The organism is Methylobacterium adhaesivum, assembly GCF_022179065.1.
Lineage (GTDB): Bacteria > Pseudomonadota > Alphaproteobacteria > Rhizobiales > Beijerinckiaceae > Methylobacterium > Methylobacterium adhaesivum.
This window is the reverse complement of record NZ_BPQD01000011.1, coordinates 33373-50132: the sequence shown is the minus strand read 5'-3', so window position 1 is coordinate 50132 and position 16760 is coordinate 33373. Positions and strand designations below refer to the sequence as shown.

Here is a 16760-nt window from a genome sequence, read left to right as displayed (position 1 = left end):
TGCGCGATGGCCGCCAGGCGGCCACAGACAGAGGAGGCCGCGATGATCAACGAGTTCGCAAACGCCCCTCTCGGCCTCGGCGCCGCGACGCTTTCGATATTACCGATAGCCTCGACCGCTCGCTGAGCACCGGCGCCAGGCGCGCCCGAACGACCCTCCCAAGAACCTAGCCCAGACCTTTCTGAAGCCCCCCCTGACGACGACAGGAGGAGGCCACCCTCGAACGGCGGGGACGCTCATCCCCTCCGACCCGGCGGCGCTTCCATAGCGATGCCTCCACGCCGGAACCGACCCTGGGCCCCTCAGCGGTGTCCCAACCTTCGCAATCATCCGAAGGCCCGCCCCTTCACGGGGCGCGGTGTCCCATGCCCGATCCCAGGGAGGTCCCCATGTCGTCCAAGAGCAGCCTCATCGCGTCCCGCCTCGCCGACCGTCGCGCCGAGCGCCTGACCGGAGCGGTCGTCGCCCCCAAAGGGTGACAGGCTGACCCTTGCCAAAGGGAGAGACCGGGCAAGCCGTACAAGCGGCCACCGGGCTCGTCGGCTACGACTGTTCGGAAACGGACCCGGACCGCACCCCCACCCCCAAGTGGCGCGGCCCCTCCGTCGGCACCATCGTCGATCCCTTCCGGGGCACGGTCTACTTCTACGAGAGCGAGGTCGAGCGGGCGGTCATGACCGTCCTGATCTCGCTCCCGGGGGTCCTCCGCATCCGCGAGCAGCGGTCGGTCCGGTATCGCCTCAACGGCGTCCCGCGCATCTACACCTTCGACATCCTCGTCGATTGGGTCGGCGGCGTGAAGGCGGCCTTCGCGGTCCGGCAATCGACCAAGGCCCTGCACTCGGACGAGACGGTCGAGATCATCCAGGCGATCTGTGCCCAGCACGGGGTCGAGTTCGCCCATGATTATCGCGCCGTCACCTACGAGACGCTGGACCCCGTCGCGGTGCTGAACGGGCGCCTCATCCTTCGGTGCGGTCGCGATCACGACCACCCCGCCATGGATGCGGTCCGCAAGGCGCTCGCCCGCCTCGGCCCGGCGACGAGCCTTCGACAGGTCGCCCTCGCGACCGGCATCGGACAACGAGGGGTCAGGGCCGCGGTGGCCCTCCTCCAATCCGGCATCCTGATGAACCCGCGCGGCAAGAGGATCACCCTCGACCTGCCGCTGGAGAACCGGGCAGCGACCGGAACCACCCCAGAACAATAACCATCCCTCTTAATCGGAACGCCAACTCCAGGCGGGAAGGTGACCTCAGTCGAGACCTTCCCGCCGAAGTGGCGATGGAGATCATTCATGTCCATTCAACCATACAAGCTCGGACGTCACGACCGGGTAACCATCGACGGTGTGCATTTTCGGCCTGAAGGCAGGAAGGGTCGCGTCAATCTACTGCGCCAAGTCGTCAACGATGCCGTGCTGGACACGATCCTCAAGCCGCTCAGCGACGAGGAGTTCACGCACCTCAATGCCAGCAAGCTCATCCGCATCGAGGAGGGCTACTACTCCCTGGCCTACCAGCTTCTCCGCAAGCGCGCGGACGGGACCGACCTCTCGGACCTGTCGGACCTGACGGACGAGCAACTGCGCACCATCGCCTGGAAGGTCGAGTGGTGCACCCGGTTCCGGCACGCCCAGAAGGGCCTCGCCGGCCACGAGGTGCGCAGGAATAAGACCCCCGACGATCTCGCGGCCTTCATCGCCGCGGAGCGGGAGGCCATGCACCAATGGTTCGTCGACACCTTCGGCAAGGCGCGCCCGCCCGGCAAGAACATCCCCGGCCTTCGTCGCAAGCCCTACGACTATCCCGGCTCCACAACGCTCCGCGGATGGCTCGCGCTCCTCGATGCGGGCGAGGACGAACCGGGCGTGTTCCGGCCGAACTACGACAAGAGCGGGAACCGAAATCAGCTGGACCCCCGGGTCCGGGGCATCGTCGAGAAGCACGTTCGGGGATACGCCACGGGTGCCCGCCTCAAGCCGGCGGATGTCTACGGCAGGGTCGAGGCCGACCTGCTCATCCTCAACCGCTCGCTCTCGCCCGAGAGCCAGGCCTCGGTCAGCGAGCCGGCCATCCGGCGACGGATCAAGAAGCTGCAGCCCATCCTCGTCGACATGGCCCATCTCGGCGAGAAGCGCACCTTCCTGAAGTACGCCCCCATCGGCAAGGGACTCGACTCCCTCGACGGCCTCACGCCGCTGGAGCGCATGGACCGCGTCGAGATGGACGACTGGGAGATGGACCTGTTCGTCGTCCTGAAGAACAAGAAGGTCCGCGAGGGCCTCGGCCGGAAGGCGAAGGACGAGGCCCGACGGCTCCAGAAGAACCGCGTCACCGTCCGGTGCACGGTCACGGTCGCCATCGACGTCGTGACCAAGTGCATCGTCGGCCTGCACGTGACCCCGTTCGCACCGTCCGCCGCCGGATCGAGGTCCGCGCTCCGCAGCATCGTCGTCGACAAGAACCCCTTGGCGCTGCTGGCCGGCGCCAAGAGCGATTGGCCGATGACGGCCCGGCCGCTTGAGATCGCCACCGATGGCGGCCCGGCGTTCCGCGGGGATTTCCATACCTGCCTTGGCAAGATGCGGGTCGAGCACCGCCTCCCCGGAGGCGACCCGCGCTCGCGCGGCACCATCGAGTCGTTCTTCCGCAACCTGAAGACCCTGTGCCGGATGTTCACCGGCCAGTGCTTCTCCAACGTGGTGGAACGTGGCGAGTACCAGTCGCAGGAACTCGCCAGCCTCCTCGCCGAGGACGTCCATCTCCGCCTCGTGCGGTACCTCGTCGACATCTACCACCACACACCCCATTCCGGCCTGGGCGGCATGCGGCCCTACGAGGCATGGAGGCGTGCGAAGAACGAGCTCGACCCGCCACCGGACTACATCAACAGGCACCTCGCCTTCGGCCTGGCGGTCCCCAACCGGACGCTCGCCGCCGACGGCGTCACCTATCTCCACACGCCCTACAAGCACCCGGACATGGGAACACTGCGGGCCCTGATCGGCGACCGGCGCATCGGCATCGTCACCGACCCGAACGACATGGGCAGCATCCTGGTGCGGGTCCCCCCCGATGCCAGGTCGCACTTCCCCGGCGCCGGCGCGTACCTCGTGTTCAAGGCGCCCGACCTCGATGGCGTCCCCCTGGCGGAATACCTGCGCGAGAACCGGGCCATGCTCCGCTTCGCCAAGCAGGAACGCCTCGCCGGCAATGCCTTCAGGCTCACCGCGATCCGGGACCTGATGAAGGAGGCCGACGACGCCCGCCGTCGCGCAGGCGTCCCGTCCGACATCGTCTCGGAAGACCAGCTCAACCGGATGCTCAAGTTCGTCGAGCGCAAGGGCGCGCAGGTGACCTCGACGCGGCCGGCTCCCTCCGGACCCGCCGCGAACGGAGACGACGCCCCTGACCGGTTCGGCACATCCATCGCCACGCCGCCCGGCGGTCGCCGGCCCACCCGACTGGTCATCGACGTCGTCCCCGGCGCCGAAGACCTGATGGATCCCACCGACGACGACTTCGGAGACCTCGAATGACCTACGACGCCGCGCTCGCCGAATCGGCCTTTCCCGACGTCCTCATGGACGACGACGAGGCCTACCTGCGCTCCCTCCGGGCGGACATGCCCCTGAAGAGCCAGGACATCATGGCCCGCATGGACAAGGTATACTCCGTCTACGTCGACCGGCGCCGCGACAAGATCCTCAAGGAGGCGTTCGACACCTTCATGGAGGATACCCTCGCGACCCGGGACGGTCAGCGGAAGGAGGCCAACATCTTCTTCGTCACCGGCGAGAGCGGGGCGGGCAAGACCGAGGCAATCGCGCGCGTGCTGGCGGGGCATCCTTCGCTCCAGCCGCGCAAGGCCTCCTTCGGCGTCATTCGCCCCTACGTCTCCATCAAGCTGGCGGGTTACATCCTGCCTCGGATCGCAGCCCTGCAGATCATCACCGCCTCCGGCCACCCCATCAACGCCAAGACGGGTCAAGGCGATGCATGGAGCGCAATGCCCGCAGCCCTCAGGAAGCGACGCGTCGTCCTCGTCCACATCGACGAGGTCCAGCACCTCATCGGCGGTAGTGGCTCCGCCAATGACGGCCAGCAACTCGCCGACGCAATCAAGGGCGTGTCCATCTCGACGCCCTGGCCCATCGCCTTCGTCCTTTCCGGATTGCCTTGCATCAAGGTCCTGGCGCAGAAGGACGAGCAGTTCGAGCGTCGCAGCCGATGGGTGCATTTCCCGGACGTGGACATCCAAACGCAGCGCGAGCTGGTGACCGACATCCTGAACAAGTTGTCGGAAGCGGCCGGCCTCGGCCTCGGTTCAATGCCGGAAACCGACATGCCGGAGCGCATCGCCCGCGCGGCCAACTACCGGTACGGCCGTATCTGCCAACTCGTCGTCGCGGCCATTCACCAGGCGCTCCGCGCAAAGAAGCCCCAGACGGAACTGCTCCGCGGCCACTTCGCACTTGCCTACGCCAACAGCTCCCGTGCCCGCGACGACAACCGGATGAACATCTTCATGGTGGACGGCTGGCAAGGCCTCGAACCTGGGGCCTTCCTCGATGCCGAGAAGCGCGGGGGACCGGACGGGGGCGAGGAAGCCAACGCATGACGGCCGGGATGGACATCGCCCTTCTCGAATGGCGCCGGCCACCCCGGCCTCGGGAGACTTCCGGAGGGTACGCATCAAGGCTGGCGGCCTTGAACGGCATGCAGCTCTGGGACCTGGCGTTCGCCTACGGTCTCTCGGCGCAGGCGATCAATGCCGGCTCCGACACCGCCGTACGGGTCGTGGCGAAGTTCGCAGGACTCGACGATGACCAGGAAAGGGCGATGGCCCTGGCCACCCCACGCCTCCGCGGGCGACTGGATGCCGAGCTCTGAGGCCAGAGGCTCGTCCATGGCGGCATCCACACGAGGTTCTTCCGGTACTGCCCCCACTGCATCGCGGCGGATCTCGAAGCCGGTCCTTCCGATATCCCGATGGCGGCACGTCCCTGGCTGCGCCTCGAATGGCTCGTCGAACAGATCCGCTCCTGCCGTGAGCACGGTGTCTTCCTGGAGCAAAGCAATCGCACCGAGCCCGGGCAGGTCCTGGATTTCTCCCGAACTGTGTCTGCCGAGATCCTGCCTCACCTCGCTCGCCTGAGGTCGGAGTCCGTTCCCGCGGGACCCAACCCCTTCGAGGAATGGGTGATGCGTCGCCTGGCGTGCCGGGACGGCGATACGTCATGGCTCGATGCCATGCCCGTGCATGCCGCCATCTCCACCTGCGAGGGCCTCGGCGTCTCCGCACTCCACGATGCGGGCGTGTCCATGCGGGGGCTCACCCTCAAGGACTGGTCCGATGCCTCCCTGGAAGGATTTCGCATCGCGTCCGGCGGTAGGGAGAGCGTGCATGGGTTTCTCACCACCCTGGTCGGGCGGGCCCGAGACCGCGGTCGCATCGGCCTGAAGGAGACGTACGGATACCTGATCCTGAGCCTCGGGCGTAGCGTGACGGACCCGGCCTTCAAGCCGATCAGGGACGTGGTCCGGGAGCACGCGTTCGCCCACCTTCCCCTGGAAGCCGGGATCAAGGTGCTGGGCGAGATCTTGGACCGGAAGCGCGTGCATACCGTCTTCTCGGCAGCGGTGGCGTCCAACACGACGTGGCCGACCATGAGGAAGTTGATGGCGCGCCGTGGCCTCGGACCGTCGTCCGACCTTGCGGAGCCCAAGGGTCGCTCCCGCGCCGCAGTCGACGTCGACAGGATTTCCAGCCTGATCGCGGATCATGCCGGATCGATCGGCAGCACCGAGGTGATGGGGCGCATCGGCATCACCCGGAAGCATCTCCTCGAACTCGTCGCCCGAGGGCTCGTCCCGACCCTGGCTGGTCCCGACAAGGCCGCCCGTGCCAAGAACCGCTTCCGTCCGGCCGACATCGACGCATTCATTGAAAACCTCTTCACCGGAGCGGTGGACATCGAGGTGCCGAATGCCCGCCAAGTCCCGCTCGGCGCGGCACGGGCGAGCGCAGCCGCGAACATCGGCGACCTGTTCGACGCCATCGTTGGCGGGAAGCTTGCCTGGAAGGGTTCCCTGCGCGGAGGTCGCCGCTTCACGGACCTGCTCGTGGATGCGGACGAGGTCATGCGCGTGATGCGAACCGAGGCGCCGAAGGCCGGACTCCAGAAGAACGAGGTTGGGTCGGTCGTTCCGGGATTGCGGACGGAGGTTGTGGCCGCCCTCATCGCAACGGGGCAACTGTCCGTGGTGGAGGAATTCTGCCCACGGAACCGCCGTCGCATCCCGGTCGTCACCCGCGAGAGCGTGGATGCCTTCCGGGACAGGTACGTGACCGTCGCCGAGGTCGGCAAGGTCATGGACGTCCCGGCGCGTATGGCGCTGCGCATCCTCAGGCAGGCCGGACGGAAGGCTGCCTTCGACGTTGATACTGCCAAGGCCTGGATCTTCGCGCGCTCCGAAGTCCTCGGCACCGGGTGGCCGGGCATCGCCTGACCGTTGGGGCGCTGACGATGCCGGACGGGCCGACTACATCATGCCGGGGGCGGTCGGCATGAAGTCGGCCCAGGTGCCGTCTTCGACCGAGAACTGCGTCCGGCCAAGCGCCATGGCGATGTGGCAGGCGATGACCAAGCGGGTGCGCGTCTCGTGGTCGGCCTCGGCGACGTTGTCCGCGTTGAGCGGCTCGTCGCCCGAGATGACGTGCCGGAGATACGCCAGACGGCCCTCGGCCTTCTCGACCGTGTAGCCCTCGCGGGCGAGCTTCGCCCGGGTCTCCGGAAGTTCGTCGGGGTCGACCGGGATCTCGATGTCGTCGATTACGAAGTACAGCATCGGGCTGTCGTTCCCGGCCAGGGGCACCTTCTCGCGCTCGACGCAAAGGGATAGCTGCCTGATGGCGCTCTCCAATGCCTCCTTCCGTGACCTCACCGGGACCGCGTTGCCCATGAGCGCCGGCACGCCAAACGGAAGGTTCTTGAACGCCACGTCGGCGTTCCACCCCTGCGCGACCTCGTAGACATGCACGCCGGCCACGTTTGAGATCCGCCAATGCGGTGACGCGGTCATCGCCTGCATCGTCATGGAATGCTCGACGGCGCCGCTCGCATCCACCAGCCGGCCCTTCAAGGCATCCAGCAGGGTGGCCGCCCGACGCCGGTTGGGCCTGCTTCCGTGATCGTAGTCCATCGGTCCATCCTCGCACGACGCCCCGGGGCGCCGGCTCGAATGTCATCCCAAGGCTTGCAAGCCACAAACCGAGGTCCTCGGTTTTGCCGCATCACGCCTATGGCGAAACGGAACTATGGCCCTGCCACGTCCAGAACTATGCGACGAAACCGGGGTTTTCCCTAAGGATGGAGAACGGAACTATGAGACGCGGTGCATGGGACTTCCGGGTTCGGCCTGAGCGTCCCCAGCCCCGATCACCTGGCCGCTCGAGTCGAGGCGACACCCCGAGGAGAAATCCTCGGGGTGTCGCTGTTTGTGCGATGGCGATGTCCCGACCGGTCCGCCATTCCGGACATGACCTGGGACGCGTGCTGGAACTGCGCCAGGTGTTGCTCAGAATGTCGGGCGGCTGTCCCCGGGTGCGCGTTCGGCCCCGGATCCCGATTCGAAGGTCTCGAGCTTGAGGGCGACGAAGATGGCGCGCCCCTTGCCACCGGCCAATCGGTCAGGGTGCCATAGCCTCAACAGCCGTGACCGGCGCATTGTCCATAATGGGACTCGCGCGTTCGGGGAGGGGGCGTTCCCCGAAATGAGGTCCGGCCCTCGGCCGCTGGCGTCTCGTCGAAGCCGTCCCGGCGTACCTTGGAGAACGCCCGCTGAGCCGTCCTGCTCAAAGCGGCCCCCCGCCGGGCCCCAGCGTTTCATGAGAGAGGCTTCGTATCTCTCACAAAACTCTCCGCCGCGGCGCCATGCTCTGAGCGGGAATCAGCGGGAATCGAGACTTTTGTAAAATGCACTTAGATGCCCCCGCCGGCCACCTCGCGGGCGACGGCACGGCGACCGATGTCCCTGCGGCAGAAGCCCTCCGGCCAATCGATGCGGGCGATCGCCGCGTAGGCGCGGGCCTGGGCTTCCATCATCGACGTGCCGAGGGCCGTCACCGTGAGCACCCGGCCGCCATCGGCGAGGAGCCTCCCGTCCTCCGCCCGCGTGCCGGCCTGGAACACGATCACGTTCTCGTCCGCCTCGGCCTCGGCGACGCCGCGAATCACCGAGCCGCGCATCACCGCGCCGGGATAACCCGCCGCCGCCATCACCACGGTCAGGGCCGCGCGGCTCTCGTCGAACGGGATCGCGATGCCCGAAACGTCGCCGTCGCAGGCCGCCAGGAGGGCCGGGACGAGGTCCCCGGCGAGGCGCGGCATGAGCACCTGGGCCTCCGGATCGCCGAAGCGGGTGTTGTATTCGATGAGCTTGGGGCCCTCGGCCGTGAGCATGAGGCCGGCATAGAGGATGCCGGTGAACGGTGTGCCGCGCGCGCGCATGCCGGCGAGGGTCGGCGCGATGATGGTCTCCATCACCGTGCGCTCGAGGGCGGGGGTCAGGATCGTGGCGGGAGAATAGGCCCCCATGCCGCCGGTGTTGGGACCGCGATCCCCGTCGAACACGCGCTTATGGTCCTGGGCCGTCCCCACGGGCACGGCGCGGGTGCCGTCGCACAGGGCGAAGAAGCTCGCCTCTTCGCCGAACAGGCATTCCTCGATGACGATCTCGGCGCCGGGTTCGCTCAACATCGCCCGAACCGCAACCTGCGCTTGGTCCAGGGTCTCGGCGACGACCACGCCCTTGCCGGCGGCGAGACCGTCGGCTTTCACCACGATGGGCGCGCCGCGGTCCGCGAGATAGGCGAGAGCGGCCTCGCGATCTGTGAAGCGCGCAAAGGCGGCCGTGGGGATGCCGTACTCGGCGCAGAGATCCTTGGTGAAGCCTTTCGAGCCCTCGAGCTGAGCTGCAGCCTTCGTCGGCCCGAAGGCACGGATCCCCGCCGCCGCGAGGCTGTCCACGAGGCCGGCCACCAGCGGCACTTCGGGCCCGATCACCACGAGGCCGATGGCCTGCTCCGCACAGAAGTTCAGAACCGCCCCGTGGTCGGCCACATCGAGGTCCGGACGGTTCTGCCCGAACGCCGCCGTGCCGGGATTGCCCGGCGCGGAAAACAAGCGCTCGCACAGGGGGCTCTTGGCAAGGGCAGAGGCGAGGGCATGTTCGCGCCCCCCGGAACCGATGAGGAGGATGTTCATAGGCTCAAGCTCTTCCCCAAAAGCAGGCTCTTGAAAAGAAGGATTCGGATGCCACACCCGGCTTTGCTTGGGACGAAACACGTTCCGTCGCCGGGACGGAGGATTTCTTTGCGGCTGGCGGGAACCGAATGGCCGGAGCGTTGTTTGAAAGGGATCATGCCAGGCTGTCGCAAATCCCTTCCGTATTCGATGGCCCGGCCCAGGCTTCGGGGCGTGAGCGCCGGGCAGTATGTGGTGCACGGCCGGATGCCCATGCGGGCATCGAACGACAACCGGCGCTCTCAGAATGCACCCGGCTGGTACTGGGCCCTCGCCGTTGGCGTCCTGCCCACCATGTGCGTCGCCTTGCTTCTCTCGGTTTTCCTCTAGAACGACCGGCCTGCGTCACCTCGGCGCAGCTTTACCCGCCCGGCGGCCTTCACTAGCGTCCGCCGCCATGGCCGTTCCTCCCCCGCCTCCCGCCGCAAAGGCCGGCGCTCCCCTGGTTTCGAACGTTGCCGAATGGTCCGTGGGCGATCTCGCCTCGGCTCTGAAGCGCACCCTCGAGGATGCGTTCGGTCACGTGCGCCTGCGCGGCGAAATCTCGGGCTTTCGCGGCCAGCACGGCTCCGGCCATGCCTATTTTTCCCTCAAGGACGGCACCGCCCGCATCGACGCCGTGGTGTGGAAGGGGACCTTCGCCCGCCTGCGCCAGAAGCCGCAGGAGGGGCTGGAGGTCGTCGCCACGGGGCGGATCACCACGTTTCCGGGCAAGTCCTCCTACCAGATCGTCATCGAGACCCTGGAGCCCGCCGGCATCGGCGCCTGGATGGCCCTGCTGGAAGAGCGCAAGAGGGTGCTTGCCGCCGAGGGCCTGTTCGCTCCCGAACGCAAGCGGCCGATCCCCTACCTGCCGCGTGTGGTCGGGGTCGTGACCTCGCCCACGGGAGCGGTGATCCGCGATATCCTGCACCGCCTCGCCGACCGCTTTCCCCGGCCGGTCCTCGTCTGGCCCGTGCGGGTCCAGGGGGAGGGGGCGGCCGAGGAGATCGCCGCCGCCATCCGGGGCTTCAACGCCCTTCCTCCCGGCGGAGCGATCCCACGCCCCGACGTGCTCCTGGTGGCGCGCGGCGGCGGCTCCATTGAGGATCTGTGGGCCTTCAACGAGGAAACGGTGGTGCGCGCCGCCGCCGAATCCACGATTCCCCTGATCTCGGCGGTGGGGCACGAGACCGACACCACCCTCATCGATTTCGTCTCCGACCGGCGGGCGCCGACCCCCACGGGCGCGGCCGAGATGGCGGTTCCGGTGCGCGCCGACCTCCTCGCCGAGGTGGCCGACCTCGGCCGGCGCCAGCGCGAGGCCGTGGAGCGCAAGCTCGACCGGGAGGGCAGCGACCTGCGCGCCCTCGTCCGGGCAATGCCGGGCGTCGATGCCTTCCTGGCCGGCAAGCGCCAGCGCCTCGACCTCGCGGAAGCCCGCCTCGGGCCGGCGCTCGCCGGCAATGCCCGCGTCCATCGCCTCAGGGTCTCGCGCCTCGTGGAACGCTTCGTGCGCCACCCGCCGACCCTGGCGCTGGCCAACGCCCGCGGTCGCCTCGCCCGCCTCGGCGACAGGCCGGCGGCCGCCCTCGGCCACGGCACCCGCCGCAGGGCCGAGGCCCTGGCCAATCTCGGCCGTCGCCTCGTCGTTGCCCGGGACGCCACCCTGGCGCGAGCCGGCGCCGAGGGCGCGCGCAGCCGCGTCCGCCTCGAGGCCCTCCAGGGCCGCCTCGACCGGGCCGGCGCCCGCCTCACGGAGCGGCGGCGCGACCGCCTCGAGACCCTCGGGAGCCTGCTGGGCTCCCTCAGCTACCGCGCGATCCTCGCCCGGGGCTTCGCCCTCGTGCGCGACGATGCGGGTGCGGCCATCCGCACCGCCGCCGCCGCGACGGCGGCCGAACGCCTGACCCTCGAATTCGCCGACGGGGTCCTCTCGGCCCGGGTCGGGCCGGCCGATGCCGGGCCGGACGGGGAGGGGGCCGCGCCGCCCGCCCCGGCCCGGCCCCGGCGCACGCCGCGAAAGTCGGCGGTCAAGCCCGTGGTCCAGGGTTCGCTGTTCGAGGGATGAGGCGCGCCGATCTTCAGCGCCGACCGGGCATGCCGCGCCCACGGGTTGACGAACGGCCCGGCGTTTGCGAACGGCGGCACGCCCTTCGCACCGGGGGGTGCGCGCAACGTTCGAAGGAGCCGCGATGACCACCACGATCGACAGCGCCCAGAAGCTCCACCTCGTCTTCGGCGGCGAGCTCGAGAGCCTCGACGGCGTGAACTTCCGCGACGTGAAGGGCCTCGACATCGTCGGCATCTTTCCCGACTACGCCTCGGCCCAGACCGCCTGGAAGGCCAAGGCGCAATCCACGGTGGACAGCGCCCAGACCCGCTACTTCATCGTGCACTTGCACCGCCTGCTCGAGCCGTGATCTGTGCAGGGGCAGACTGCGTGCAGGCATTGTGACGCCCCCCCGTGCGCTGATATGGACCCAATCCGAAAACGGCTCCCGGTTTCAACAACTTGGTTGAGGGTTCGGCGGGCCGAGGATCGCGAGAAGAAAACCCCGGCATGAAGTCCTCGATCAAGATCATCGCCGGCAATGCCAGCCGCCCCCTCGCCGAGGCCATCGCGGCGTATCTCGAATTGCCGCTGGCGAAATGCATGGTCCGGCGCTTCGCCGACATGGAAATCTTCGTCGAGCTGCAGGAGAACGTCCGCGGCGAGGACGTGTTCATCGTCCAGTCAACGTCGTTTCCCGCCAACGATCACCTGATGGAACTGCTCATCATGATCGATGCGGCGCGGCGCTCCTCGGCCCGGCGCATCACCGCCGTGATCCCGTATTTCGGCTATGCCCGCCAGGACCGGCGCACCTCGGGGCGCACCCCGATCTCGGCCAAGCTCGTGGCCAACCTCATCACCGAGGCCGGTGCCGACCGGGTGATGACCCTCGATCTCCATGCCGGCCAGATCCAGGGCTTCTTCGACATTCCCACCGACAACCTGTTCGCCGCCCCCGTGAAGGTGCGCGACATCAAGGAACGCCTCGATCCCAAGGACTGGATGGTGGTGTCGCCGGATGTCGGCGGCGTGGTCCGCGCCCGCGCCATCGCCAAGCGCATCGACGCCACCCTCGCCATCGTCGACAAGCGCCGCGAGCGCCCCGGCGAGTCGGAAGTCATGAACATCATCGGCGAGGTCGAGGGCCGTTCCTGCATCCTCGTCGACGACATCGTCGATTCCGGCGGCACCCTGGTGAACGCGGCCGAAGCCCTGCTCAATGCCGGGGCCAAGGACGTGTCGGCCTACATCACCCACGGTGTGCTCTCGGGCGGCGCGGTGTCGCGCATCGCAGCCTCGCGGATGAAGGAACTCGTCATCACCGATTCGATCCAGCCGACCCAGGCCGTCAAGCTCGCTCGCAACATCCGCGTCGCCACCATCGCGCCGCTGCTGGGCGAGGCCATCGGCCGGACGGCGACGGAATCGAGCGTGTCGAGCCTGTTCACCTGAGGACAGCGCCCCGGGGGCGCTCGGCGGTTCGACGGAGCGACGGCGGTTCGGCGACGGGCCGCCGGGCAACGAGGGATGATGCGCGCGATCGCAATTGCGCATTCCCCATCGCAAGCTGTATAGACGCAACTCCCCTATTGCAGCGTTGAGACGGGATGCTGCCGGCCAGTCCCAGGCCGGAGCGAGCGGCGCCACGTCGGCGGCGCCCCGACGCCCGTCCCGCCCCAACCGTTGGAGTTGCCCGATGACTCAAGGCCCGTTGATGCCGAAGGCCACCGCCGTCTGGCTGGTGGAGAACACCTCCCTGGCCTTCGAGCAGATCGCCGAGTTCTGCAAGCTCCATCCCCTCGAGGTGAAGGGCATCGCCGACGGCGAGGTCGCGGCCGGCATCAAGGGTCTCGACCCCATCACCACGGGCCAGCTCACCCGCGACGAGATCGAGCGGGCGCAGCGGGTGCCGAACTACAAGCTCAAGGTCGCCGTCTCGAAGGTGAAGCTGCCCGAGGTCAAGCGCACCACCAAGGGGCCGCGCTACACGCCGCTGTCGCGCCGCCAGGACCGGCCCAACGCCATCCTCTGGCTCCTGCGCAACCATCCGGAACTCAAGGACGCGCAGGTGATCCGCCTCGTCGGCACCACCAAGTCGACGATCCAGCAGATCCGCGAGCGCACCCACTGGAACTCCGCCTCGCTCCAGCCCATGGACCCGGTGACGCTGGGCCTGTGCACGCAGATCGACCTCGACTTCGAGGTTCAGCGCTCGGCCAAGGACCGGCCCGCCACGCTCCCCACGGATGGCGGCGCCACCCTGCTGCCCACCGAAATCTCCACGGCCACGGACTACACCGAGACCGACGAGCATCATCGCAGCGTGCGCGACGAGAAGCTTAACGCCGATTCGGTGTTCGCCAAGCTCAAGGGCATGCGCAACACAGATGCGGACGACGACGAGGACTGATCCTCGCGGCGCGACACCCGTATCTCCCGAGACCATCCGATCCGCGCCGGAGCCCCGGCGCGGATTTTCCTTTGCGAGCACTCGGTCGTCTTGGGGCCCCGGGGCGCCGTCTCGCCCCCGGGGCGTCGCCAAGTGGCGACATAATGGGAGATCCTTCCGATCCCCGGTCGCAAACCCGGAGAAAATGCGTAATATTGCCTCCCCTCGGCCGACGAGGGCGCATTCTCCAGGGACGACGATGACCGTGCAGGGCACCGGACAGGAGACGGGACCGGCATCGGATCCGCGGGAGGTTTCGGTCTCGGACCTCCCAGCGGACGATCTCGGACCGGTCGGCGGTGCCTTGGCCACCGAGCCCGTGACGCTGGCCGAATCCCTCATGGCGGAGGCCGGCTGGAGCTCGGCGAATTTCGGGGGCGACGGCCCGAACCCACCCTATCTGCGCATCGGCGGCAAGCTCTGGGTGACGCTGACCGAGTTCGAACCGTGCTTTTCCTCGTTCCACCGCGACCGGCTGCTGTTCCGCACCAAGGTTTCCATGACGGACCACCTGTCGCGCTACGATCAGATCATGGTCGATCCCCTGGCGTTCGAGGACCGCTTCGGTCCCCGGCAGGGAACCGACGCCACCTTTCCGTTCGGTGCCTGGCTCACGATCCGCGAAATCCGGTTCACCGGCATCGAGTTGCTGGGCAAGCGGCACGGGCCGGTGGTGCTGCCCCTCGAACCCCTGGCGGTGGCCTCCGCCATCTGGCTACGCAACACCGGGCGATCCGGCCGGGCTCCGGGGTGATCCGCCGCGGCTCCCCGGCCGCAGGCACCATCTTGCCGGGAACGGCGCAATCCGGTAAGCAAACGCCGTTCTCGAATCGGAATCGACGCAGCGCGGGCCTGTTCCCGGCTCCGCCCCGTTGGAGAATGGCCCTCGACCATCGCTCCAGAATGCGTCGGCCCTCCTCGGGGGGTGAGCCCATCAGGTCCTCGCAGGGATCGTGGGCGGCGATCGCCGGGGGTGCCCCGTCACACGAACCGCCGACGCCGGCCTCCGATGAGGCCTGTCAGGAGACAGAATGACCGCTGGTAGCGCCCTGCAGCGTAACCCGAGCCGCGACGATTTCGCGGCCCTGCTCGAGGAGTCCTTCCTCCAGCACGAGATCACCGAAGGCTCCGTCGTCAAGGGTCGCGTCGTCGCGATCGAGAAGGACGTCGCCGTCATCGACATCGGCGCCAAGACGGAAGGCCGTGTCGCCCTCAAGGAATTCAACGGCCCCGGCCGCGAAGGCGAACTCGCCGTCGGCGACGAGGTCGAGGTCTATGTCGACCGCATCGAGAATGCGCTGGGCGAGGCCGTCATCTCGCGCGACAAGGCGCGCCGTGAGGAGAGCTGGGTCAAGCTCGAGAAGGCCTTCGAGGCCAACGAGCGCGTCACCGGCGCGATCTTCAACCAAGTCAAGGGCGGCTACACCGTCGACCTCGACGGCGCCGTGGCGTTCCTGCCGCGCTCGCAGGTCGACATCCGCCCCGTGCGCGACGTCACGCCCCTGCTCGGCACGCCCCAGCCGTTCCAGATCCTCAAAATGGATCGCCGCCGCGGCAACATCGTCGTGTCGCGCCGCACCGTCCTCGAGGAGAGCCGCGCCGAGCAGCGTTCCGAGCTCGTGGCCAACCTCGAAGAGGGTCAGGTTATCGACGGCGTCGTCAAGAACATCACCGAGTACGGCGCCTTCGTCGACCTCGGCGGTATCGACGGCCTGCTCCACGTCACCGACATGGCATGGCGCCGCGTGAACCATCCGTCCGAGGTCGTGACCATCGGCCAGACGGTCAAGGTCAAGATCATCAAGATCAATCACGAGACCCACCGCATCTCGCTCGGCATCAAGCAGCTGCTCGCCGATCCGTGGGAGGGCATCGCCCAGCGTTACCCCGTCGACGCCAAGCTGAAGGGCCGCGTCACCAACATCACCGACTACGGCGCCTTCGTGGAGCTGGAGCCGGGGATCGAGGGCCTGATCCACGTCTCCGAGATGTCCTGGACGAAGAAGAACGTCCATCCGGGCAAGATCGTCTCCACCTCCCAGGAAGTGGAAGTGCAGATCCTCGAGGTCGATCCGGTCAAGCGCCGCATCTCGCTCGGCCTCAAGCAGACCCTCCAGAACCCCTGGGAGGCCTTCGCCGAGCAGCATCCGGTCGGCTCCGAGGTCGAGGGCGAGGTCAAGAACAAGACCGAGTTCGGCCTGTTCATTGGCCTCGACGGCGATGTCGACGGCATGGTCCACCTGTCGGATCTCGACTGGAACCGTCCCGGCGAGCAGGTCATCGAGGAGTTCAAGAAGGGCGACATGCTGCGCGCCCAGGTTCTCGACGTCGATGTCGAGAAGGAGCGCATCTCCCTCGGCGTGAAGCAGCTCGGCGGCGACCCCTTCACGGAAGCCGGTGAGCTCAAGAAGGGTCAGATCGTGACCTGCGAAGTGACGGAAGTGAAGGATTCGGGCGTCGACGTGAAGATCGTCGACACCGACCTCACCACCTTCATCCGCCGGGCCGAACTCGCCCGCGACCGTGGCGACCAGCGCCCCGAGCGTTTCGCCGCCGGCGAGAAGTTCGATGCCCGCGTGATCCAGTTCGACCGCAAGGCGCGCCGGGTCCAGCTCTCCATCAAGGCCCTCGAAATGGCCGAGGAGAAAGAGGCGATGGCTCAGTTCGGCTCCGCCGATTCCGGCGCCTCGCTGGGTGAGATCCTGGGCGCGGCCTTCAAGAAGGCCCGCACCAGCGACGACAAGGACGACGCTCAGGACTAAGTGTCCAAGCGCAAGACCTCCGGGATTTTTCGATGAATCCCGGAGCCCTGATCTGAAGACGCCCGCGCCAGGATCGAGCCTCGCGCGGGCGTTTTCGCGTCTGACGGCTGGAAACGGTTCCCGGGACTGTCGTATCCCGATGTGAAGACTTGGGAATTCTGCTGCCCCGCCGCCGTCGTGCCCCCTTGCCGGTCCGTGGCGGGC

12 protein-coding genes and 1 pseudogene are annotated in these 16760 nt (G+C 67.9%); 11 read left to right on the top strand and 2 right to left on the bottom strand.

Translation table 11 applies throughout. The features are described from left to right. Positions 1-490: 490 nt before the first annotated feature. From MFF01_RS11095 to MFF01_RS11075, 5 genes and pseudogenes are all read left to right on the top strand, one after another. The gene (locus MFF01_RS11095; protein WP_238225305.1) at positions 491-1210 is read left to right on the top strand and encodes a PDDEXK family nuclease; all 720 of its coding nucleotides are present in this window, start codon (positions 491-493) and stop codon (positions 1208-1210) included. A gap of 87 nt (positions 1211-1297) precedes the next feature. After that, on the top strand, positions 1298-3541 hold the full coding sequence (locus MFF01_RS11090) for a TnsB C-terminal domain-containing protein (protein ID WP_238225303.1): 2244 nt from the start codon (positions 1298-1300) through the stop codon (positions 3539-3541). Further along, complete coding sequence (locus tag MFF01_RS11085; protein WP_238225301.1) at positions 3538-4623, top strand: AAA family ATPase; 1086 nt, start codon at positions 3538-3540, stop codon at positions 4621-4623. The genes MFF01_RS11090 and MFF01_RS11085 overlap by 4 nt, the downstream gene beginning before the upstream one ends. Before the next feature lie 296 nt (positions 4624-4919). Next, positions 4920-5012, top strand: a pseudogene (locus MFF01_RS22160) (hypothetical protein); the annotation flags it as partial. A 195-nt stretch (positions 5013-5207) separates the two neighbouring features. Then, the gene (locus tag MFF01_RS11075) at positions 5208-6515 is read left to right on the top strand and encodes a hypothetical protein (protein WP_238225297.1); all 1308 of its coding nucleotides are present in this window, start codon (positions 5208-5210) and stop codon (positions 6513-6515) included. A 33-nt stretch (positions 6516-6548) separates the two neighbouring features. Here MFF01_RS11075 and MFF01_RS11070 read toward each other — a convergent pair whose 3' ends face one another. Next, the gene (locus MFF01_RS11070) at positions 6549-7208 is read right to left on the bottom strand and encodes a hypothetical protein (protein ID WP_238225295.1); all 660 of its coding nucleotides are present in this window, start codon (positions 7206-7208) and stop codon (positions 6549-6551) included. A 779-nt stretch (positions 7209-7987) separates the two neighbouring features. Beyond that, complete coding sequence (gene purD, locus MFF01_RS11065; protein ID WP_238225293.1) at positions 7988-9271, bottom strand: phosphoribosylamine--glycine ligase; 1284 nt, start codon at positions 9269-9271, stop codon at positions 7988-7990. Positions 9272-9707: 436 nt separating this feature from the next. Between purD and xseA the strand changes: the two genes are divergently transcribed. The 6 genes from xseA (at position 9708) to rpsA (ending at position 16556) form a co-directional block, all read left to right on the top strand. Next, positions 9708-11360: an exodeoxyribonuclease VII large subunit gene (gene xseA, locus MFF01_RS11060; protein WP_238225291.1), complete on the top strand. Its 1653-nt coding sequence runs from the start codon at positions 9708-9710 to the stop codon at positions 11358-11360. 124 nt (positions 11361-11484) lie between these two features. After that, positions 11485-11712 (top strand): DUF4170 domain-containing protein, encoded by a 228-nt coding sequence (locus MFF01_RS11055; protein WP_238225282.1) that lies wholly within the window; start codon positions 11485-11487, stop codon positions 11710-11712. A 140-nt stretch (positions 11713-11852) separates the two neighbouring features. After that, entirely contained in the window at positions 11853-12797 is a 945-nt protein-coding gene (locus MFF01_RS11050; protein ID WP_056097113.1) for a ribose-phosphate pyrophosphokinase, read from the top strand. A 244-nt stretch (positions 12798-13041) separates the two neighbouring features. Then, complete coding sequence (locus MFF01_RS11045; protein WP_238225280.1) at positions 13042-13755, top strand: DUF1013 domain-containing protein; 714 nt, start codon at positions 13042-13044, stop codon at positions 13753-13755. Positions 13756-13993: 238 nt separating this feature from the next. Beyond that, positions 13994-14548, top strand: coding sequence for a hypothetical protein (locus tag MFF01_RS11040; protein WP_238225270.1), 555 nt, complete (start codon positions 13994-13996; stop codon positions 14546-14548). A gap of 277 nt (positions 14549-14825) precedes the next feature. Then, positions 14826-16556 (top strand): 30S ribosomal protein S1, encoded by a 1731-nt coding sequence (gene rpsA / locus MFF01_RS11035; RefSeq protein WP_238225268.1) that lies wholly within the window; start codon positions 14826-14828, stop codon positions 16554-16556. Positions 16557-16760: the final 204 nt, after the last annotated feature.

What these genes read in the sequence shown, in the direction of transcription:
- MFF01_RS11090 (WP_238225303.1), top strand. Translation starts at nt 1,298, where the DNA reads ATGTCCATTCAACCATACAAGCTCGGACGTCACGACCGGGTAACCATC.
- MFF01_RS11085 (WP_238225301.1), top strand. Translation starts at nt 3,538, where the DNA reads ATGACCTACGACGCCGCGCTCGCCGAATCGGCCTTTCCCGACGTCCTC.
- MFF01_RS11075 (WP_238225297.1), top strand. Translation starts at nt 5,208, where the DNA reads ATGCGTCGCCTGGCGTGCCGGGACGGCGATACGTCATGGCTCGATGCC.
- MFF01_RS11070 (WP_238225295.1), bottom strand. Translation starts at nt 7,208, where the DNA reads ATGGACTACGATCACGGAAGCAGGCCCAACCGGCGTCGGGCGGCCACC.
- purD (WP_238225293.1), bottom strand. Translation starts at nt 9,271, where the DNA reads ATGAACATCCTCCTCATCGGTTCCGGGGGGCGCGAACATGCCCTCGCC.
- xseA (WP_238225291.1), top strand. Translation starts at nt 9,708, where the DNA reads ATGGCCGTTCCTCCCCCGCCTCCCGCCGCAAAGGCCGGCGCTCCCCTG.
- MFF01_RS11055 (WP_238225282.1), top strand. Translation starts at nt 11,485, where the DNA reads ATGACCACCACGATCGACAGCGCCCAGAAGCTCCACCTCGTCTTCGGC.
- MFF01_RS11050 (WP_056097113.1), top strand. Translation starts at nt 11,853, where the DNA reads ATGAAGTCCTCGATCAAGATCATCGCCGGCAATGCCAGCCGCCCCCTC.
- MFF01_RS11045 (WP_238225280.1), top strand. Translation starts at nt 13,042, where the DNA reads ATGACTCAAGGCCCGTTGATGCCGAAGGCCACCGCCGTCTGGCTGGTG.
- MFF01_RS11040 (WP_238225270.1), top strand. Translation starts at nt 13,994, where the DNA reads ATGACCGTGCAGGGCACCGGACAGGAGACGGGACCGGCATCGGATCCG.
- rpsA (WP_238225268.1), top strand. Translation starts at nt 14,826, where the DNA reads ATGACCGCTGGTAGCGCCCTGCAGCGTAACCCGAGCCGCGACGATTTC.